The 20,054-nt window shown below is 44.9% G+C and carries 19 protein-coding genes; 18 read left to right on the top strand and 1 reads right to left on the bottom strand.

Annotated features, from left to right (window positions below; translation table 11 throughout):
* Window positions 1–41 precede the first annotated feature (41 nt).
* The 6 genes from MHI51_RS19160 (at window position 42) to MHI51_RS19135 (ending at window position 6,037) form a co-directional block, all read left to right on the top strand.
* On the top strand, window positions 42–2,213 hold the full coding sequence (locus MHI51_RS19160; RefSeq protein ID WP_076218230.1) for a hypothetical protein: 2,172 nt from the start codon (window positions 42–44) through the stop codon (window positions 2,211–2,213).
* Window positions 2,210–2,512: an EscU/YscU/HrcU family type III secretion system export apparatus switch protein gene (locus tag MHI51_RS19155; RefSeq protein ID WP_038571992.1), complete on the top strand. Its 303-nt coding sequence runs from the start codon at window positions 2,210–2,212 to the stop codon at window positions 2,510–2,512. Before MHI51_RS19160 ends, MHI51_RS19155 begins: the two co-directional genes overlap by 4 nt.
* Window positions 2,509–2,895 carry a YraN family protein gene (locus MHI51_RS19150; RefSeq protein ID WP_076127091.1) on the top strand — a complete coding sequence of 129 codons (387 nt, stop codon included), beginning with the start codon at window positions 2,509–2,511 and terminating at the stop codon, window positions 2,893–2,895. Before MHI51_RS19155 ends, MHI51_RS19150 begins: the two co-directional genes overlap by 4 nt.
* Before the next feature lie 154 nt (window positions 2,896–3,049).
* Window positions 3,050–3,466, top strand: coding sequence for a hypothetical protein (locus MHI51_RS19145; protein ID WP_051491578.1), 417 nt, complete (start codon window positions 3,050–3,052; stop codon window positions 3,464–3,466).
* Window positions 3,467–3,640: 174 nt separating this feature from the next.
* Entirely contained in the window at window positions 3,641–4,150 is a 510-nt protein-coding gene (locus MHI51_RS19140; RefSeq protein ID WP_076127089.1) for a metallophosphoesterase, read from the top strand.
* A gap of 207 nt (window positions 4,151–4,357) precedes the next feature.
* Complete coding sequence (locus MHI51_RS19135) at window positions 4,358–6,037, top strand: YifB family Mg chelatase-like AAA ATPase (RefSeq protein ID WP_248548844.1); 1,680 nt, start codon at window positions 4,358–4,360, stop codon at window positions 6,035–6,037.
* A 369-nt stretch (window positions 6,038–6,406) separates the two neighbouring features.
* Here MHI51_RS19135 and MHI51_RS19130 read toward each other — a convergent pair whose 3' ends face one another.
* Entirely contained in the window at window positions 6,407–6,835 is a 429-nt protein-coding gene (locus tag MHI51_RS19130; protein ID WP_036688575.1) for an organic hydroperoxide resistance protein, read from the bottom strand.
* Between the two features lie 142 nt (window positions 6,836–6,977).
* On the opposite strand from MHI51_RS19130, the gene MHI51_RS19125 reads away from it, so the two are divergent.
* The 12 genes from MHI51_RS19125 to fliF all read left to right on the top strand — a co-directional run bounded on the left by MHI51_RS19125 (window position 6,978) and on the right by fliF (window position 20,050).
* Window positions 6,978–7,466, top strand: a complete 489-nt coding sequence (locus tag MHI51_RS19125; protein WP_235219564.1) for a MarR family winged helix-turn-helix transcriptional regulator — start codon at window positions 6,978–6,980, stop codon at window positions 7,464–7,466.
* Between the two features lie 352 nt (window positions 7,467–7,818).
* Complete coding sequence (gene sucC / locus MHI51_RS19120) at window positions 7,819–8,979, top strand: ADP-forming succinate--CoA ligase subunit beta (protein WP_076219532.1); 1,161 nt, start codon at window positions 7,819–7,821, stop codon at window positions 8,977–8,979.
* 62 nt (window positions 8,980–9,041) lie between these two features.
* Window positions 9,042–9,971 (top strand): succinate--CoA ligase subunit alpha, encoded by a 930-nt coding sequence (sucD, locus tag MHI51_RS19115; protein ID WP_036688571.1) that lies wholly within the window; start codon window positions 9,042–9,044, stop codon window positions 9,969–9,971.
* Window positions 9,972–10,196: 225 nt separating this feature from the next.
* Entirely contained in the window at window positions 10,197–11,315 is a 1,119-nt protein-coding gene (gene dprA, locus MHI51_RS19110) for a DNA-processing protein DprA (RefSeq protein WP_076219531.1), read from the top strand.
* 36 nt (window positions 11,316–11,351) lie between these two features.
* The gene (gene topA, locus MHI51_RS19105) at window positions 11,352–13,451 is read left to right on the top strand and encodes a type I DNA topoisomerase (protein WP_076219530.1); all 2,100 of its coding nucleotides are present in this window, start codon (window positions 11,352–11,354) and stop codon (window positions 13,449–13,451) included.
* Between the two features lie 8 nt (window positions 13,452–13,459).
* Window positions 13,460–14,842: an FADH(2)-oxidizing methylenetetrahydrofolate--tRNA-(uracil(54)-C(5))-methyltransferase TrmFO gene (gene trmFO / locus MHI51_RS19100; protein ID WP_076100371.1), complete on the top strand. Its 1,383-nt coding sequence runs from the start codon at window positions 13,460–13,462 to the stop codon at window positions 14,840–14,842.
* Window positions 14,843–14,859: 17 nt separating this feature from the next.
* Complete coding sequence (hslV, locus tag MHI51_RS19095; RefSeq protein WP_036688562.1) at window positions 14,860–15,402, top strand: ATP-dependent protease subunit HslV; 543 nt, start codon at window positions 14,860–14,862, stop codon at window positions 15,400–15,402.
* Window positions 15,403–15,435: 33 nt separating this feature from the next.
* Window positions 15,436–16,836 carry an ATP-dependent protease ATPase subunit HslU gene (hslU, locus tag MHI51_RS19090; protein ID WP_036688559.1) on the top strand — a complete coding sequence of 467 codons (1,401 nt, stop codon included), beginning with the start codon at window positions 15,436–15,438 and terminating at the stop codon, window positions 16,834–16,836.
* Window positions 16,837–17,224: 388 nt separating this feature from the next.
* The gene (gene flgB, locus MHI51_RS19085; RefSeq protein WP_036688558.1) at window positions 17,225–17,632 is read left to right on the top strand and encodes a flagellar basal body rod protein FlgB; all 408 of its coding nucleotides are present in this window, start codon (window positions 17,225–17,227) and stop codon (window positions 17,630–17,632) included.
* A 6-nt stretch (window positions 17,633–17,638) separates the two neighbouring features.
* On the top strand, window positions 17,639–18,085 hold the full coding sequence (flgC, locus tag MHI51_RS19080; protein ID WP_036688555.1) for a flagellar basal body rod protein FlgC: 447 nt from the start codon (window positions 17,639–17,641) through the stop codon (window positions 18,083–18,085).
* 32 nt (window positions 18,086–18,117) lie between these two features.
* Window positions 18,118–18,429, top strand: coding sequence for a flagellar hook-basal body complex protein FliE (fliE, locus tag MHI51_RS19075; RefSeq protein WP_076276201.1), 312 nt, complete (start codon window positions 18,118–18,120; stop codon window positions 18,427–18,429).
* A 34-nt stretch (window positions 18,430–18,463) separates the two neighbouring features.
* Window positions 18,464–20,050, top strand: coding sequence for a flagellar basal-body MS-ring/collar protein FliF (gene fliF / locus MHI51_RS19070; RefSeq protein WP_076127802.1), 1,587 nt, complete (start codon window positions 18,464–18,466; stop codon window positions 20,048–20,050).
* Window positions 20,051–20,054 lie beyond the last annotated feature (4 nt).

Genomic DNA, 20,054 nt, shown 5'->3' with positions numbered 1-20,054 from the left:
GATATAGTAAGAAGAGAGAAAATGGAGGGAGGAGAAACGGTATGAATATCGGAACATTGATCCGTGGATTGCTCGGGGATAATAAACCGGGAGCAGCCAAGTCTTTGGAATTGAAGGAAGGGCAGGTTGTACGTGGTGTTGTATTGTCTGTATCGGATTCGGGAAAAGAAGCCGTTGTGCAGATTCAAGGCACACCTGTTCGTGCGGAGTTGGAAACACCACTACTGCCAGGAGAGACCCTGAACTTACAGGTTGGAGCACCCGGAGAAGGCGGATTGCCCGTATTGAAGCCGGTCTCCCTCGGCGAAACGGTGTTAGCCACCCCGCAAAACATGGGCGAGGCATTGGAATCGCTTGGGCTTACTGACTCCAAAGCGGGTCGGGAAATTGTGTTGGCGATGCAGTCGGGTGGTATTCCGCTTACCAAAGAGACAGCGGCGATTCTGGATGCTGTAATGAGTGCGAAACCTGCGGGCGTGCCGACCTCAGAGTGGCTTGATGCAGCTGTCATTTCTGTAAAGCGGGGCTTGCCGGTTACCCCTGAAAGTGTGAAAGGATTGCAGCAGGCAGTTTTTGGTCCGCAGCTTCATCAGCTTTTGTCAGCGCTCGAAGAACAGATTACGATTTGGGCAGGTCAAGTCGCCGGTGAAGAAACAACAACAGCCGAAGCTAAAACTGGAATGGGTACCCCAACCGGAAAGCTGAATGCTCCTGTAACGACAGGTACGGGCGCTGTGATTAACGGGGAAGCGGTATCAGCAGGTGATGCTGATGCGGAAATGGACCAGGTGGCGGTTAAAGGAACTGGACAACCTGTAAGTAAACCTGCTGAAGGTAGTGCTGGTGTTACTACTACAAGCGGAAGTGCTGCTGCAACAGGAGGGGCAACGGGAGCCGGAGTTATTTCTGATGAACCAATAATTCCTTTGAATTCAGTGAAATCAGAAATATCAGGAAGTGCAGCTGCAAGTACAGCTGAAACTCCTGAGAATGAAACCGGTATTGTAACTGCCAAGCCAGTGGTCCCCGAAGAGGCTGGTGAGGTAGCTCAGCTCTCGAAGAGTGGAAATACTGGTGAACCTTTGACTGGGAAAATAACTTCTACGCTTGCTTCAGGAACTCAGAGTAGTGCTGCTAACACGCAAGGGGACGGAATTGTAAGCAATCAAAATAGTTCTAATCAGAGCGAAACTCATGGCAATGAAATGAGTCTAAATAAAGATAGAGCGCAGGGTAGTGTCAGTGGCGCGATTACAAGCGCCACTGGATCAGCAGGTGCAGATAGCCAAGCTGCTGCGGGAAGCCAAGCTGCTGCGCCTAGCGGGGCTGCCCTGCTCGCGAAGCTGCAGGGCGTGCTCACCGAGCTGCGCGGCAGCATGCCGCAGCTCGCGAACGTCCCGCCCGCTGACGCGGCGGGACAAGATCCTGCCCCCGCGCCGGCAGCGCCGCGCGGGGAGACCACGGCTGCTGCGGCTTCGCCGGTGCAGCCAGACACCGCCCCACCCGCGGATGCGGAGTCGTGGGTGGGGCGGGTGTTGAAGCTGCTCGGTGCGGAGCACGAGCAGCAGGCCGTGCGCGGCGGCGCTTTGCCGGCCGCGGAGACAGCGCGAGCGGCAGCGGGGACAGCTGCAGCCGCGCTAGGCAGTGTCGGCGGGGAGCAAGCTGCCGACACGCTGAAGGGCGTGCTGCTGCAGCTTATGAGCAGCAGCGAGGTGCCGCCCGCGGTAAAAGATGCCGCGAGCGGGCTAGTGCAGCAGCTGACAGGCCAACAGCTGCTGCTGAATACAGATCGGACTGCTCCCTTCGCGCAGGTTACATTGTTCTTGCCGCTGCAAGGTCCAGATGGGCAGGAAACTGCATCGGTTCATATCCAGTCCAGGCGGGGCCGCAAAGGGGAGTTGGATGCAGCTAACTGTCGATTGTGGTTCGATTTGGACATGAAGCAGCTAGGGCAGACATTGGTAGATGTGCAGGTTGTAGATCGAATCGTTAGTCTTAAGCTTCATAATGATCATCCGTGGGTGCTTGAGCTGCTGGAGACGCGGCGTGAAGATATAAAAACTGCAGTAGAATCCATCGGTTATCAATTATCAGGTTTAAGAACCGAACCCTTGCCAGAATTGAATTTGCCTAAAGAGCTTGCTGGCTCCAATACTAATAAGTTTGTTGATTATGTTCCTGAGGCTTACAAAGGAGTGGATTACCGTATATGAATGAGCCTGTACAGCCAATTTCACAAGGGCTCAAAAAAGCGGTCGCTCTCAAATATAGTCCCGGACAAAACGAGGCTCCTGTCGTAGTAGCCAAGGGACAAGGCGCGATAGCAGACCTTATTCTGCAAAAGGCTAAGGAGAGCGGGGTTGCTGTTCAGGAAGATGCAGCCCTCGTGGAGGTTCTTTCAAAGCTTGATCTGGACCAACAGATTCCGTCTGAGCTCTATCAGCTGGTGGCGGAAATCCTCAGCTTTGTGTATCAGAGCGATCGTTCCGCTGGTGAACGGGGACAAGAATGAAAGAGCCCTATGTAAGAAAGCACTATAACCGCAAAGAGAAAGGAACTGCTGCAGAGAACGGAGCTGTGCAGTACCTATCTTCTAGCGGGTATATGATATTGGAACGGAATTGGCGTTGTCGTACTGGAGAGCTTGATATCATTGCGGAGCGTGAAGACTGTATTGTTGTTGTCGAAGTTCGTAGCCGCAGTGGAGAGCTGCTTCAGGGAACTCCAGAAGAATCGGTGAATGCTCGCAAAATAAACCAGGTTCGGAGTACAACACAGGTTTATTTGCATATGAAGGGTTATGAGGAACGGCGGGTTTCTTTTGATGTAATTAGCGTCTTGTTAAATGACGATCTTAGCCTAGCTTCACTTAGTCATATTCGCGAGGCGTTTTAAGAGTAACTCTATTTTCTCATGCGATTCTTTATGAATTTGCTGCTGTTCTGATAAAAAAGTCTTTACATACCTTCCGCACTGTGGGTCATTTCTCAAAAGAAATGGGTAAACATTAGGAGTAACTTTTTAATGTCATCATGAGGAGGGCTGTCTAGTGAAGAATAAACCTTCTGAAATGCAGGTTAGTTTTACATGCCAATATTGCCAGCAGAAGATTGAAGTGAAATTTAAAGCAGAGCCAATATCTGTCGTCTGTTGCGATAATTGCAATAAGACCTTCACGGTAATGCGGCCCACTATAGCGGAGGAAATATTAATAGATTGGGAAAATGAAGCGTTATTTCAAAAAATCCGGGCTGAAAAGTCGCAAAACAGCAATAGCAGTCTCTTAGCGCTTGTAATTAGAGTTATTGAACTGCTTACATGGCGTGACAAAGGCAATGGACAGGTGGAAGCGATCAAGGAGATGCGTGGCTGGCTCATTGACAATGAGGAGGCGCCTCCTTTAGCTGAACTGATTCAGAGTGATGTTAATAAACGTTCGAGTAAGCGGCGCGACTGGGAAAAGTAACATTAACAATAAAGAGGTATTCCGTCATCGCCTCATGACATAGAATGATACGTATAATTTCGTGAGAAATTAGGCGGAAAAGTCCTCGGGGCTCCGAATTTCCTAGGGTTTATGGGTAGTCGGAGCTTTTTTCATACATACTGTCATTAGAATAGGAACAAAAGGAGGGTGCACATGGCTAAGGTTTTTTTCACATCAGATCATCATTTTGGGCATAAGTTGATCATTGATTTTGAATCCAGACCCTTCAACGATGTAGAGCAAATGAATGAAGTTATGATTGAAAGTTGGAATTCGGTAGTGAATCCGGAAGACAAAGTATTTCATTTGGGAGACTTTTCTTTTCTGAATAAGGAGGCAACTCGTGCGATTGTGGCCAGGCTGCATGGATACAAAATCCTGATTCTTGGCAATCATGATCGCGGCCGCAGCCGAAGTTGGTGGCTTGATGCAGGTTTTGATGAGGTTAGTGAATATCCTTTGATTTATAAGGATTTCTTTTTCCTCTCACATGAGCCTATGTACATGAATAAACATATGCCTTACGTAAATGTGCACGGCCATATTCATGGGCAAAAATATGAGGGAAACAATCATTTTAACATTTGTGTAGAGCATTGGAACTATAAACCGTTGACTTTTGAGCAGATTAGGGACTCGGTCGTAGTTAAAGAAGGAGATTGATGTAGGTCTTTAGAGATGTGCTTTCGCTTTTATGTAAAACTTGAATTTCTTATTCTAAAGATAAATTGCTCACAGATTGCGTTAGGACACAACTTCTATAATGTACTTAACAGCTAATATATAATTGGAAAATAAGGAAGCACCTTTTTTCTTGAAGCTATGACACCCCAAATTAGGGTGTAATTCAGGAGATGAGGTGTTTTTATTATGTATGGGAAAATGTTTAGCGCGTGTCTGTATGGGATTGAAGGGGTAATGATTGGTGTGGAAATCGATCTTGCAAATGGACTGCCGCAGACGAATATCATTGGCTTACCAGATTCAGCGATTCGCGAGGCTGTTGAACGAGTTAGGGCTGCCGTTAAAAATTGCGGTTACCGCTATCCACAGCAGCGTATTACGATCAATCTTGCTCCAGCTGACCTGCGTAAAGAAGGTTCCGCTTTTGATCTAGCGATTGCTTTAGGGATACTGATAACTAGTGGCCAGTTGATTATGCCTTCAGCTCAAGAGATGCTTTTGATTGGAGAGCTTGCGCTCGACGGCAGTCTGCGTCCGGTTTCGGGTGTGTTGCCGATGGTTGAAGCAGCGCGTAAAAGCGGGTTTAAAGCCGTTCTGCTCCCGCAAGGCAATGCGGCAGAAGCCGCTTTAATCAGTGGCATAAATGTTTATACCATCGACCATTTGCAAGCGTTAGCGAATGCTGCTGAATCTGTGGCTAGCTTTGGTCCGATTATAGATAAGCTAGTTCCTCTAGAAGAATCTGAAGGATCACTACTTCCTTTTCCTGTATCCGTGAGTATGGGGATGGGGGCAAAAGAACAACCTCCGGTGCTTGTTCTTTCTGTTGAGCATCTCAAATATAACCCTAAATATTCTGATTCTGAGGCTGCTTCTTCCGAAGCGAATGAAATAATGGATGATTACAGTGATGTGCTTGGACAGCAACATGTGAAAAGAGCACTAACTATCGCGGCTGCAGGGATGCATAATATTATGCTCATCGGTCCACCTGGCACAGGCAAAACGATGCTGATCAAACGCCTTCCCAGTATCCTTCCGCAATTGTCGGACAGTGAGGCACTTGAGGTAACCAAAATTTTTAGTGCGGCTGGAAATTTGAAGGATGCACACAACGGTTTGCTGCGAAGTCGTCCATTTCGTTCTCCACACCACACGATATCTTCTGCCGGATTAATTGGAGGGGGCGGTATTCCCAAGCCAGGTGAGGTAAGTCTTGCGCATCGAGGTATTCTGTTTCTGGATGAATTGCCTGAATTCTCCCGGAATGTGCTTGAAGTGTTGCGACAGCCCCTCGAAGATGGGGTGGTTACTATAAGTCGTGCCCGGGCTTCCTTTACTTTTCCTGCCAAATTCATGCTCGCTGCATCGATGAATCCGTGCAGCTGCGGCTTTTTTGGAAGCGGTATCTCCCAGCAAAATTGTACCTGTAGTCCATCAAGGATTGCCCAATATCGAGCCAAAATATCCGGTCCATTATTGGATCGGATCGACTTACAGGTTGATGTTCCCCGCCCGAAGGAATGGAATCGGCAGGGGCATGTTTTATCGTCAGCAGAGATGCGTGCGGAGGTGTTGGCTGCTCAGGCCATCCAAGCTAAACGTTACAAACGACTGGCGATTTCATGGAACAGCGAACTTTCCGGTGCTTCCCTTCGGAAATATGCAAGCCTAAACCGTGAGAGTGCTCAAATACTGTATGACATATTGGAGAATTTAGGTCTAAGCATGCGAGCGCATGATCGGATTATTAAGCTATCCCGTACCATAGCTGATCTGGAGGGTGCACAGGATATTTCTTCTGCACATCTCGCGGAAGCTGTGCAATACCGTAATCTGGATCGACAGGTATTAGTGGAGGAATAAAGATAAAAGAGCAGCGATTCCCGTTAATGAGAATCGCTGCTCTATACTATGGACCGGTAGTGACGAGCATCGCCGAACCATTATTATGCTCTGATGCTTACGGAACGGACCTTGAGGACGTTGTTTGCAAGTTTTTAGCCCTTGGAGCGTAGATTCGGACTCTGGAGACGCTATTCCTTCGGAAGAAGGTTATATTGAGTGGTTTTCATTCCAATAGCTGCTATGAGGTCCGATAGCATCCCAAATATGGGATTAAGTTGCGTTTAAGATCAACTGTGTCCGTTAGCGACTTCGAATGTGAAATGCCACGTATTCAAACGAAGGTTAGATCGTTTAGCAAATTTCACATACATTTTTCTCTATAATTTCTTACAGTACATTCAGTTCTACTTCGATATTGCCACGAGTGGCACGGGAGTAAGGACATGCGCCATGGGCAGCTTCTACCAAAGATGCTGCGGTTTCTCTGTCAACGCCTTTAACCAGCACGTCAAGCTTAACCGCAATGCCGAATCCGCCATCTTCAACTTTACCAAAGCTTACAGTAGCCGTAACTTCACTGCCTTCAATCTTCACTTTTCCAAGACGAGCAACCATGTTCAGAGCACTGTCAAAACAAGCGGAGTAGCCAGCTGCGAATAATTGTTCAGGATTAGTGCCTTCACCACCGGCACCACCCATTTCGCGTGGTGTACTGATCGTAAGGTTGAGTTTAGGGCTTTCTGATTCTATATAACCGTTTCTTCCCCCAACGGCTTTAACTGTGGTTTCATACATCTTTTGTTGAATTGTCATCATAATAAATCTCTCCTATTCACTAATTAGTTTGTGTACAATCTAATTTATCACAATTAATATAAAAGTCAAATTAATTTTTTGCTATTATTATGATATATGAGGGAATTATGATAAAATAAAGAGATAAGGCGGGTGAATAAATATGAAAATGAGTGAAGAAGATATGCAGAAAATGACTACAACCCCAGAGCTGCTGATCGAGAATCAGCTCTGTTTTACCATTTATGCTTGCTCGCGTGAGATTACAAAGCTGTACCAACCGTATTTGGATAAGATCGGTTTAACTTACTCCCAATACTTAGTAATGCTTGTGTTATGGGAACGGCAGCAATGTACAGTGAAAGAGATTGGTGAGGCGTTATTTTTGGATTCAGGAACGCTGACTCCGTTATTGAAACGCTTGCAAGCTGCAGGCCTAATTATACGTGAACGCTCGATGCAGGATGAGCGAAAAGTATTAATCTCACTAACGAAACAAGGCTGGGCACTCCAAAGTGATGCCGTGTGTATTCCCGGCAAAATGATGGAAGAAACGACACTGACAAATAATGAATCCATAGAGCTACTTGATCAGTTTAAAGACTTACTGAATCGTGTTCACGAAGCTAATATCCAAGATAGTAAAAAGTAAGCGTAGTAAGGAGTCAATGCGATCGTTCGCATTCCGGCATGAAATCAAGCGAAAAAATGTGTACAAATCATGAATATATTTAAGGTAAGCGTTTTAAAAACATGTTACACTATTCTGGGTTCCTTTGTATGGCATATAGGTAAATATAAGCTTAGTCTTATAGATTTACACAATGTCTCTTGCAGAAATAATGCCATTCTTTTTACGAGTGGTAGATCAGTTTCTGCTGGTTCCGGAATAGTGCTGCATGTATAACATCAGCCTATCCCTAACCCCGCGGCAATCAAAACGGAAAGCGAGATGACAACAGGCTGCCTGTTTAGTCACCACGCTACTTTAGGAGGCTACCGCTATGAATATCCACGAGTATCAGGGAAAAGAAGTGCTTAAGAAGTACGGTGTAGCCGTACCGAATGGAAAAGTAGCTTATACAGTGGAGGAAGCGGTAGAAGCCGCAGAGTCACTGAGCACACCGGTTGTTGTAGTTAAAGCTCAGATTCACGCAGGTGGACGCGGTAAAGCTGGAGGAGTAAAGGTTGCTAAGAATATCGATGAGGTGCGTAGTTACGCAACTGAGATTCTGGGCAAGACTCTAGTAACTCACCAGACTGGACCGGAGGGTAAGGTAGTAAAAAGACTGCTCATTGAAGAGGGTTGTCAAATTGTTAAGGAGTATTATATTGGTATCGTAGTTGACAGAGGTACTGGCCGAGTGGTCATGATGGCTTCTGAAGAAGGCGGTACTGAAATTGAAGAAGTAGCTGCAACACATCCGGAGAAAATTTTTAAAGAGATCATTGATCCGGCAGTAGGTTTGCAGACGTTCCAGGCACGTAAGCTTGCTTACAGCATCGCTATTCCCAATGAGCTGGTAGGCAAAACTGTGAAATTCATGCAAGCGCTATATTTAGCTTTCGTGGATAAAGATTGCTCTATTGCCGAAATTAACCCTTTGGTAGTGACTGCGGATGGGAATGTGATGGCACTGGATGCCAAACTGAATTTTGATTCCAATGCCTTGTTCCGTCATAAGGATATTCTAGAGCTGCGGGATTTGGATGAAGAGGATTTAAAGGAAATCGAAGCCTCGAAGTATGACCTTAGTTACATTGCACTTGATGGCAATATTGGGTGCATGGTAAACGGTGCAGGTCTCGCGATGGCGACTATGGATATTATTAAGTATTATGGGGGCGAACCCGCCAACTTCTTGGATGTAGGGGGCGGTGCAACGACCGAGAAGGTAACAGAAGCCTTTAAAATCATTTTATCCGATGAAAAGGTGAACGGAATTTTTGTTAACATTTTCGGTGGTATTATGCGCTGTGATGTTATCGCTAACGGTGTTGTAGAAGCGGCTAGTCAACTGGGTTTGACCAAACCGCTGGTTGTGCGTCTTGAGGGAACAAATGTTGGATTGGGCAAGCAGATTTTGGCCGGATCGGGACTGAATATTGTTGCTGCTGATTCTATGGCGGACGGTGCCCGTAAGATTGTGTCTCTTGTGCAATAATGGCCTGATTTAGGAAGCCAGTTATCGTATTTGACAATATAAGTAGGGATGTGACTTAAGGCATGAGCATTCTTGTAGATAAAAATACGAAAGTTATCACGCAGGGAATTACAGGATCAACGGGTTTGTTCCATACTAAAGGTGCGCTGGATTATGGAACACAGATGGTTGGAGGGGTAACACCGGGTAAAGGTGGAACATCTGTCAACATCACGCTTGAAAATGGCAGTGAGGTTAGCCTTCCGGTTTTCGATACTGTTGTAGCTGCTAAGGCGGCTACAGGCGCAACCGCTAGTGTAATCTATGTGCCGCCGGCATTCGCAGCAGACTCCATAATGGAAGCCGTGGACGCAGAACTCGATTTGGTGATTTGTATTACCGAAGGGATTCCAGTGCTTGATATGGTAAAAGTGTCCCGTTATATGGAGGGGCGCTCTACTGTATTGATCGGACCCAACTGTCCGGGAGTTATCACTCCTGGTGAGTGCAAAATAGGAATTATGCCGGGTTATATTCATATGCCAGGGTATGTAGGTGTTGTCTCGCGCAGCGGAACTCTAACCTATGAGGCTGTTCATCAGCTGACTACGCGTGGAATCGGGCAATCTTCAGCTGTTGGTATTGGCGGTGACCCTGTTAAAGGCTCGGAGTTTATTGATATTCTGAAGCTTTTTAATGAGGATCCGGGTACAAAGGCAGTCATCATGATTGGCGAAATTGGCGGAACCGCAGAGGAAGAAGCAGCAGAGTGGATTCGCGAGCATATGACTAAGCCGGTTGTAGGGTTTATTGGCGGTGCTACTGCCCCTCCTGGCAAACGTATGGGGCATGCGGGTGCTATTATTTCCGGAGGCAAAGGCACAGCGAGTGAGAAAATTGCCGTACTTGAATCGTGCGGAATCAAGGTTGCTCCTACACCTGCCGAAATGGGCTCAACGCTGGTGAGTGTGCTTGAAGAACGCGGTATTCTTAGCGCTTTTACAACGCATTAATTATTTTTTTTTAATTGAAGGAATTCACTCTACGCGAGTGGGCTTCTTTCGTGTATAATTATTTCAGAGGTAAGCAACCTTTTGTTCCTATCCAAGGGATAAAAGGTTGCTTTTTTGTTTTTTGACATAGAAAAATATTGAATTACAAGAAAATATTGCATTACTCTAATTCATGTTACAAAATAGGGAAGGCTAACCCCTTCCATTAAAGGAGAGTAAGCTTATATGGAAGAAAAAGATCTGCTGTTTGGTTTTAATGAAGTGGAGGGGATTGGCTGGAAGAGTATCGACAAGATTCGCAGAGCCGGTTTAATGTCAGAACGAGCATTTTGCTGTAGTGCAAAAGATTGGGAAACGATCGGATTGAACGGAAAGCTGTCGAATTATCTTGCTTCCATATATACATTAGAATGGATCGCCAAAAGGCGCTTATTAATGGAAGAATGTGCAGTGAAAATGGTAACTGTGTTTGATGCGGCTTATCCTGTTTTGTTGAAGGAGACGGCACAGCCACCGTGGATCCTTTATTATCGAGGGCGTTTGGAACTGTTATCAACTCCTAGTGTGGCGATGGTTGGCACTCGTATGCCAACAGCTTATGGACGAAAGGTAGGGGAGATTCTCGCGGAGGAGCTTAGTGCAGCAGGTCTAACGGTGGTTAGCGGACTTGCGAGGGGGATCGATAGCATTTGTCATGAAGCGGCGCTAAGAAGCGGTGGAGGGACCATAGCGGTAGTGGCAACAGGGTTGGACAAAGTCTATCCAACTGAGAATATTGAACTGGAGCGGCGTATCTCTCAGGATGGGCTTGTCGTTACAGAGTATCCTCTTAGAACTAAAAGTCATCCTGGATTATTTCCACAGCGTAATCGGATCATAGCAGGTTTATCACGGGGGACAGTGGTCGTGGAGGCTGACAGTCGCAGTGGATCACTTATTACAGCCGATGCTGCCTTGGAAGCTGGAAGGGATGTCTTCGCAGTTCCCGGACCTATTACATCACCTAAGAGCAGAGGGGCGTTAGAGCTTATCAAACAGGGTGCAAAGCTGGTAACCAGTGGATTAGATATTATAGAAGAATACACTTCTTATTTGCCGAAAAACGTAATAAAAACAGGGAATAATAGCACTACCGAACAGACAGCAGACGACTTTATGATTGAAAAGAAATTGACAAATGAGGAGTCTCACCTATACCATATACTGCATCAAGGCCCTTTTATGTTGGACGATCTGCTTGTAAGAACAGGATGGGATTTTGGACATTTGCATTCAGTTCTGTTATCTTTAATCATAAAAAAAGCGGTAACACAATTACCAGGAGCTATTTACAAGGTAATTTGATATAGAGGTGCGAGTGTTAACGAGGAGGAAGAGTCTATGGCAGATGCATTAGTTATTGTCGAGTCGCCTGCAAAAGCGAAGACAATTGGCAAATATCTAGGTAGTAAATATATTGTAAAGGCATCAATGGGACATATTAGAGATCTACCGAAGAGTCAAATTGGTGTTGAGGTGGAGAATGATTTCAATCCAAAATATATTACTATCCGCGGTAAGGGATCTATATTGAAGGAATTGAAAGACGCTAGTAAAAAAGTTAAAAAAGTTTATCTCGCAGCTGACCCCGACCGCGAAGGGGAAGCAATTGCTTGGCATTTGGCGCATGCGCTGGATTTAGATAATACACAAGAATGCAGAGTTGTTTTTAATGAGATCACCAAACAAGCGGTAAAAGATGCTTTTAAGACACCGCGTAAGATTAATATGGATCTCGTGAATGCACAGCAGGCTAGACGTATTCTGGATCGACTGGTAGGGTACAAGATTAGCCCTCTATTATGGAAGAAAGTCAAAAAAGGTTTATCTGCTGGACGTGTACAATCCGTTGCCGTGAAGATCATTATGGATCGTGAGAATGAAATCTCCGCTTTTGTACCCACCGAATATTGGAGCATAACAGCGAAGCTTGGAATCCGGGATTCCGTCTTTGAAGCTAAGTTTCATAAGCTGAATGGTGTGAAAAAAGAACTGAACCAGGAAAGTGATGTTCAGGAGGTTCTTGAAGCCATTAAGAACGCATCTTTTAAGGTGAGTGATGTGAAGGAGAAGGAAAGACAACGTCATCCTTCAGCTCCTTTTACCACCAGTTCACTTCAACAGGAAGCAGCCCGTAAGCTTGGATTCCGTGCCGCTAAGACAATGTCTGTTGCACAGCAGCTATACGAAGGTGTGGAACTCGGTAAAGAAGGTACCGTAGGTTTGATCACTTATATGCGTACTGACTCCACGCGTCTCTCTGTCACCGCTCAGGATGAAGCTAAAGAGCTTATAACAGCTAAGTATGGTGAGAAGTTCTTGCCAGAATCCCCACGGCAGTATTCTAAAAAGGCAGCTGGAGCACAGGAAGCGCATGAAGCGATTCGTCCTACCTCGGCATTACGCGAACCTGAAATGGTCAAAGAGTTCTTGAGCCGTGATCAATTCCGTCTCTACAAGCTAGTGTGGGAGCGATTTGTATCAAGTCAGATGTCTTCTGCCCTGCTGGATACGCTTTCGGTCGATATTGCTGCAGGTAATGCTACATTCAGAGCTGTTGGTTCGAAGGTTTCATTCCCCGGGTTCATGAAGGTTTACGTAGAAGGCAACGATGACGGAACTACAGATGAAGACAAGTATTTGCCGCCGCTTCAAGCGGGAGATGCTTTAAATAAGCAGGAGATCGAGCCTAAGCAGCACTTTACACAACCGCCTCCACGATATACGGAAGCAAGACTTGTAAAGACGCTTGAGGAGCTGGGTATAGGCCGTCCAAGTACATATGCCCCAACGCTGGAAACCATCCAGAAGCGTGGTTATGTGGCTATTGAAGAGAAAAAATTCATGCCAACCGAACTTGGCGAGCTTGTTATAGAGCAGATGGAGCAATTTTTCCCGGAAATCCTAAACGTTGAATTCACCGCGAACATGGAAGGGGATCTTGACCATGTGGAAGAGGGCTCAGAAGACTGGGTAAAGGTTCTTGCAGAGTTCTACGAATCGTTTGAGAAGCGTTTGGTATTCGCGGAAGAAGAGATGAAAGAAATTGAGATTGAAGATGAAGTCTCTGATGAGATCTGTGAGAAATGCGGCAAACCTCTCGTGTATAAGCTGGGTCGCTTTGGGAAATTCCTAGCATGCTCTGGCTTTCCGGATTGCCGAAACACGAAACCGATTATCAAGGATATTGGCGTAACTTGCCCTAAATGTCATGAAGGTAAGGTTGTGGAGCGACGCAGCAAAAAAGGGCGAGTTTTCTATGGCTGCGACCAGTACCCTGGTTGTGATTTCGTTTCATGGGATAGACCTTCTATAAAACCATGTCCATCATGTGGATCTTGGATGATTGAGAAACGTAATAAGCAAGGAACCAAGCTACAATGTACATCTTGTGATCATACAGAGGCGGTTCTAGACAACGAAGAAGAATTAGCAGATTAATAGTCTCTATGGGAGGAAAAAAGACAGTGTCAGATACAGCAAAAGTAACAGTAATTGGAGCGGGTCTCGCAGGAAGCGAAGCCGCTTGGCAAATAGCATCACTAGGAGTACCGGTAAGATTATATGAGATGAGACCCGTAGTAAAGACACCAGCCCATCACACGAATCAATTTGCTGAACTGGTATGCAGCAACTCCTTGCGTGCGAATGGATTAGGAAATGCTGTAGGTGTATTGAAGGAAGAAATGCGGCGTTTGAACTCTCTTGTATTAGGTGCTGCTGACCGACACGCGGTACCCGCAGGAGGAGCACTCGCCGTAGATCGGGACGGATTCTCAGGTGAGATCACCCATACTTTGCATAATCATCCGCTCGTTGAAGTCATAAATGAAGAACTTACGCATATACCGGAGGAAGGGATTGTTGTTATTGCAACGGGCCCACTAACTTCACCGGCATTATCTGCTGAAATAAAAGGGCTGCTGGGTGAAGAGTATTTCTACTTCTATGATGCAGCAGCACCGATTGTTGAGAAAGACACCATTGATATGAACAAGGTGTATTTGGCTTCCCGTTATGATAAGGGAGAAGCGGCTTATCTGAACTGTCCGATGACAGAAGAGGAGTTCGACGTGTTTTATGATGCGTTGATTTCTGCTGAGACAGCAGCACTCAAGGATTTTGAGAAAGAGATATACTTTGAGGGCTGTATGCCTATTGAAATCATGATGAAACGCGGCAAGCAAACAGCGTTATTTGGCCCAATGAAGCCAGTAGGACTTATCAATCCGCATACAGGTAAACTTCCTTACGCGGTTGTGCAACTCCGTCAGGATAACGCTGCCGGCACACTTTACAATCTTGTTGGTTTTCAGACCCATTTGAAATGGGGCGAGCAGAAGCGTGTATTCTCGCTGATCCCAGGTCTTGAGAATGCTGAATATGTTCGTTATGGTGTGATGCACAGAAATACATTTATTAATTCTCCTAAGCTTCTGCACCCTACCTATCAGATGAAAGGCAAGGAAAGACTCTTTTTTGCTGGACAGATGACAGGTGTAGAAGGTTATGTTGAATCAGCTGCTTCCGGGCTCATTGCTGGTATTAATGCTGCACGGGCAGCACTTGGACAGGAAGGACTGATCTTCCCGCAGGATACTGTTCTAGGCAGCATGCCAGCTTATATTACTTCTGCCGATCCAGAGCATTTTCAGCCTATGAATGCCAATTTCGGTTTGTTGCCGAAGGTAGAGAAGAAGATCCGCAATAAGAAGGAAAAGAATGAAATGTTAGCTCATCGCGCTCTGGACAGTCTTGCCGAATATGCCAACCGTACAGGACTCGCTTATTCGGAGCCGGAGGTTGTCGATAGCGAACAAAGCCCATCTTAAGGAGGTAACTTACAATCATGGTACCCAGCTTTCATGCGACTACAATTTGTGCTGTAAGACATAACGGACAGGCAGCTATAGCAGGTGATGGACAGGTTACATTCGGAGAGAGTGTTATTATGAAGACGACGGCCAGAAAAGTCCGTCGCCTGTACAGAGGACAAGTAATAGCAGGCTTTGCGGGGTCCGTTGCGGATGCTATTACCCTATTCGAAAAATTCGAGGGCAAGCTGGAGGAGCATCATGGGAACCTGCAGCGGGCTGCAGTTGAATTAGCGAAGGACTGGCGTCAAGATCGTATTCTTCGGAAGCTTGAAGCTTTGATGATTGTTATGGATAAGGAAGGAATGCTCCTGATCTCCGGAAATGGTGAAATTATCGAACCGGATGATGACGTTCTTGCGATTGGTTCCGGTGGTAATTTTGCGCTGGCTTCAGGTCGAGCACTCAAACGTCATGCACCCAATCTTTCCGCTGCGGATATTGCTAGAGAATCGCTTCAGGTAGCTTCTGAAATTTGTGTGTACACTAATTCCAACATTATTGTTGAACAATTATAGACTCAGTGCCATAGAGACAAGGAGGAATTCACGATGGTGAATCAATCGCTTACACCCCGTCAAATTGTAGCCGAATTGGATAAATATATCGTAGGTCAGAAGCAAGCCAAGAAATCGGTAGCCGTTGCGCTTCGTAACCGGTATCGGCGCAGTCTGCTAGCAGAGGAACTGCGTGATGAAGTCGTTCCTAAGAACATCTTGATGATCGGACCTACAGGTGTGGGGAAGACAGAAATTGCCCGGCGTCTAGCAAAGCTTGTTAATGCACCGTTCATCAAAGTGGAGGCCACTAAATTTACTGAAGTCGGTTATGTAGGTCGAGATGTGGAATCTATGGTTCGTGATCTGGTAGAGACTTCTATTCGTATGGTGAAGCTTGAGCGTACGGAGAAGGTTAAGGATCGTGCGGAAGAACTGGCTAATGAGCGGATTGTTTCTATATTGGTCCCTTCCTCTTCCAAAAATAAATCACAAAAGAATCCTTTCGAGATGATTTTTGGAGGGAATTCTGCCCAAGAGGACTCTAAAGAAGACGCTGAGCAGGATGGAAGCCTAAGTGAACGCCGCCGTGGGGTTAGATTTAAGCTGTTAGCTGGTCAGCTGGAAGATGACATCATTGAAATTGATGTTGAGGATACAGCGCCAACTATGATGGATATGTTTGCAGGTCAAGGAAATGACCAGATGGGTATGAATATGCAAGAGATGTTCGGCAGTTTGCTGCCTAAGCGGACGAAGAAACGTAAGCTTCCTATTCGGGAAGCGCGCAAGGTACTCATTCAGGATGAGGCGGCCAAGCTGATAGATATGGATGATGTGATCCAGGAATCCGTGACTCGGGCTGAACAATCAGGCATTATTTTTATCGATGAAATCGATAAAGTAGCAAGTCAGGGAAAAGGGTCTGGACCGGATGTGTCGCGTGAAGGCGTGCAACGGGATATTTTGCCGATTGTAGAGGGCTCGACCATTATGACGAAATACGGTCCTGTGAAGACAGACTATGTACTCTTTATGGCTGCCGGAGCTTTCCATATTGCTAAGCCTTCAGATTTGATTCCAGAACTCCAAGGTCGTTTTCCGATTCGCGTAGAGCTGAGTAGTCTAACGTTAGAGGATTTCGTTTCTATTTTGACGGAACCAGAGAATGCTTTAACTAAACAATATGTGAATCTGCTTAAAACAGAAAATTTAGAAGTGGAATTCCAGAAGGATGCTATACATGAGATCGCCAAAATAGCGGCTTCAGTGAATCAAAATATGGAGAATATAGGTGCTCGGCGTCTTCATACTATTTTGGAGAAGCTGTTAGAGGATCTTTCTTTTGAAGCACCTGAGCTGACTTTAGAAAAAATGGTTATTACCCCGGAGTATGTGCGCGAGAAATTGGCAAGTATAGCTCAGGATCGTGATTTAAGTCAGTATATTCTTTAAAGCGACAAAAAAACAAAAAATCTATGTATTTTGAATTTGGGCATAACGGATTAGATAAATTACAAATTGGTGTCGCGAAAACGTAAAATTATGTCAAAACATGCAATTAAAAAGAAAAAAATGAGTTGAAAATGTAAATAAATAGTAATAAAGTGCTAAAAGCCCTGTCTTTTCTAAAAAGATAGGGCTTATTTCTTATTGTAATAATATACAAATTAAATGAAAATCAATGTATGTGAAAATGCTAAGTGTTATTCATTGCGACAGCGTTCGACGGAATACCGTAAATTTAGAGTATTTTTTTCTTTATTTGTCGAAAGCAAGCAGGTTTTTTGATGGAAGTTGTGGAATTCTTTTCATTATGATAGCTTTGAAAGGAGGAATTGTCTTGGGATTGCTGAATAGTGTCAGTTTTCAACGATTGCAGGGAGGCATTGATGCTGCCTATAAACGACAAAATGCTCTAGCAAATAATGTGGCTAATCAAGATACGCCCAATTTCAAACGTTCTGATGTTTCATTCGAAAGTATCCTGCAACAACAGGAAAGTGGAATCCAATCTACACTTAGAGCGAAAGTTTCGGATACCCGGCATTATCAATTTGGCAGCAACACAATTGTTCCCGCTGCTGTTGAAAATACTGATGAAACTACCTCTATGAACAATAACGACAACAATGTGGATGTAGATCGCGAAATGGCGTTAAGCGCAGAGAATCAGCTTAGGTATAGTTCTTATGTTGAACAGATTAACAGTCAGATTTCGATGATGCGAGCCGTAATTCAAGGAGGATAAGAGAGTATGAACTTTGGAAGTAGTTTTGGGATCAGCGCATCTGCATTAACGGCTCAACGGTTGCGGATGGATGTAATTTCTTCCAACGTAGCCAATGCTGAAACTACAAGAGCATCCGTGGTGGATGGCAAGGCTGTTCCTTACCGACGTAAGTTGGTTGTTTTGGAAACGAACGAAAGTAATAAATTCTCGAATATACTAAATTCGAAAATGAATAATAGCAATGAAGGGGTTAAGGTGCAGTCGATCATAGAAGATACTTCACCATTGAAGCCGGTATACAATCCGAGCCATCCTGATGCGGATGCTGAAGGATATGTCTATATGCCAAACGTAGACATTACCAAAGAAATGGTTGATATGTTATCTGCATCTCGTTCTTATGATGCCAATGTTACGATGCTTAATGCATCCAAGGCTATGGTAAGCAAGGCACTCGAAATTGGTAGATAAATGAATGTTGATTAACTTAAGGGGGGAAACAGTTGATACAGAATATATCTAATGGGGTTCAGGCTGTACAGCAGCTTGCTATGAAACCGACAACTTCCGAAGTTTCATCCACTCCTGCTAATTCGATGGAGAGCTTTGGCTCTTATCTTGAGGATGCGCTCAATAAAGTGGCTGATCAGGAACAACAAGCTAAGGATATGAGTAATAAATTTGTATTGGGAGAAGTGAACATTGACGAAGTGATGATTTCTTCCCAACAGGCTCTACTGAGTTTACAGTTGACTACACAAGTCCGGAACAAAGTGATTGAAGCCTATCAAGAAATTATGAGAACTCAAATATAATAAATCCTAGCTTAGTTTCGGATGGGGTGACACTGTGAATGAAAGATTTGCCCAATATCGGGAGAAGGTTCTCTTGTATTGGAACAGATTTAGTGGTAAACAGAAGATTTTATTCTTTTCAACATTGTTTATCATTCTAATAATAATCGTAGTTATGACCATGCAGCTTTCAAAAACAGAATATGAAGTAGCATTTCAAGATTTGGACAGTACGGATTCGGCTGGAGTAATGAAAGCCTTAGATTCAGCAGGTGTTTCATACCGATTAAGTCAAGATGGAAAGAGTATTTCTGTACCAAGTACAGAAGCAGCTCGGGTCAAGGTGGATATCGGTTCTCAGGGGATTGTTCAAGGTGGCTCTATCGGATATAAAGTCTTTGACGAAAATTCGTCAATGATAGGTACAACAGATAGCGAGTTTAACGTGAAGTACAATAATGCATTAAACGGTGAAGTTGAACAGTTAATGAGACGTATGCAAGGGATTAAAGATGCAAAAGTGCTGATTAATTTGCCTAAAGAGACAGTTTTTGCCTCACAGGCTGATCAGGAGCAGGCGTCTGCATCCGTTGTGCTTTCATTTGATCCAGGATTTAGACCTACCCAAGACAATATTGACGGGTATTTCAATCTTGTGAAAACTGCTGTGCCTAATTTACCAATTGACAACATTACCATTGCAAATAATGAAATTGAATTAATGCCAACAGCTAAAGGTGGACAGGCTGGTGTCACAAACCAAGTTGAAGAAAACTTCGCTCTTCAGAAGAAATTCGAAGAAGAAGTAAAGAAAAATGTGAAACAATTCCTTAGCACTCTTACCGGTCCTGATAAAGTGGATGTTCTTGTGTTCTCAAAGTTGAACTTTGACAAGGAAAACCGGAAGGAAGATCTTGTTACCCCTGTGGATACAGAGAACATGAAGGGGATTGAGATCAGTTCACAAATAATTAGTAATTCGTATTCGGGTCAAGGTAACACGACTGGCGGAGTGGCTGGCACTGGTTCTCAAGATGTTACGGGCTATCCTTCTAATGCGGGTGCGGATACTTCTACCTCGGAGGAATCTTCGGAAACGAGGAACTTCGAAGTTAACCGAATTACTAAAGATGTTATTGCTAGTCCGTATACTGTTAAAGACTTAACCATAAATGTTGCAGTTGAACCACCTTCAGGAGAAAAAAGTTTAGATGATGCAACATCAGCTGCAATTCAAAATATTTTGGTGAATATTGTTCGCGCTTCTCTTGCAGATTCAGGTACTACATATACAGACGCTGATTTGACCAAAAAGGTTTCGGTCTACTCGCAACAATTTGGTGGCACCGATGCCAACACCGTTAAAGGTGGTCTCGCTTCTTGGATGATATGGGCTATCGGAGCAGCAGCATTGCTGGTTGGAGCAGGTGGAGGATATCTAATCTACCGGAGTCGTAAACAGACTGTGGAAGAGGAAGATGAAGACATTCCATTGCAGGTTCCTACTGAATTTCCTTCTATTAACTTGGAGAGCGTGACGAATGAAAGTCAAGTTCGTAAGCAATTGGAAAGTTTGGCCAAGAAGAAGCCAGACGAATTCGTAAATCTGCTGCGTACATGGCTTGCAGACGAACAGAGGTGAACTA

The sequence above is a fragment of the Paenibacillus sp. FSL H8-0260 genome (assembly GCF_045040625.1).
Taxonomy (GTDB): Bacteria; Bacillota; Bacilli; order Paenibacillales; family Paenibacillaceae; genus Paenibacillus_AQ; species Paenibacillus_AQ odorifer.
This window is presented reverse-complemented; position numbering and strand designations above follow the sequence as displayed.

What these genes read in the sequence shown, in the direction of transcription:
- MHI51_RS19160 (WP_076218230.1), top strand. Translation starts at nt 42, where the DNA reads ATGAATATCGGAACATTGATCCGTGGATTGCTCGGGGATAATAAACCG.
- MHI51_RS19155 (WP_038571992.1), top strand. Translation starts at nt 2,210, where the DNA reads ATGAATGAGCCTGTACAGCCAATTTCACAAGGGCTCAAAAAAGCGGTC.
- MHI51_RS19150 (WP_076127091.1), top strand. Translation starts at nt 2,509, where the DNA reads ATGAAAGAGCCCTATGTAAGAAAGCACTATAACCGCAAAGAGAAAGGA.
- MHI51_RS19140 (WP_076127089.1), top strand. Translation starts at nt 3,641, where the DNA reads ATGGCTAAGGTTTTTTTCACATCAGATCATCATTTTGGGCATAAGTTG.
- MHI51_RS19135 (WP_248548844.1), top strand. Translation starts at nt 4,358, where the DNA reads ATGTATGGGAAAATGTTTAGCGCGTGTCTGTATGGGATTGAAGGGGTA.
- MHI51_RS19130 (WP_036688575.1), bottom strand. Translation starts at nt 6,835, where the DNA reads ATGATGACAATTCAACAAAAGATGTATGAAACCACAGTTAAAGCCGTT.
- MHI51_RS19125 (WP_235219564.1), top strand. Translation starts at nt 6,978, where the DNA reads ATGAAAATGAGTGAAGAAGATATGCAGAAAATGACTACAACCCCAGAG.
- sucC (WP_076219532.1), top strand. Translation starts at nt 7,819, where the DNA reads ATGAATATCCACGAGTATCAGGGAAAAGAAGTGCTTAAGAAGTACGGT.
- sucD (WP_036688571.1), top strand. Translation starts at nt 9,042, where the DNA reads ATGAGCATTCTTGTAGATAAAAATACGAAAGTTATCACGCAGGGAATT.
- dprA (WP_076219531.1), top strand. Translation starts at nt 10,197, where the DNA reads ATGGAAGAAAAAGATCTGCTGTTTGGTTTTAATGAAGTGGAGGGGATT.
- topA (WP_076219530.1), top strand. Translation starts at nt 11,352, where the DNA reads ATGGCAGATGCATTAGTTATTGTCGAGTCGCCTGCAAAAGCGAAGACA.
- trmFO (WP_076100371.1), top strand. Translation starts at nt 13,460, where the DNA reads ATGGGAGGAAAAAAGACAGTGTCAGATACAGCAAAAGTAACAGTAATT.
- hslV (WP_036688562.1), top strand. Translation starts at nt 14,860, where the DNA reads ATGGTACCCAGCTTTCATGCGACTACAATTTGTGCTGTAAGACATAAC.
- hslU (WP_036688559.1), top strand. Translation starts at nt 15,436, where the DNA reads ATGGTGAATCAATCGCTTACACCCCGTCAAATTGTAGCCGAATTGGAT.
- flgC (WP_036688555.1), top strand. Translation starts at nt 17,639, where the DNA reads ATGAACTTTGGAAGTAGTTTTGGGATCAGCGCATCTGCATTAACGGCT.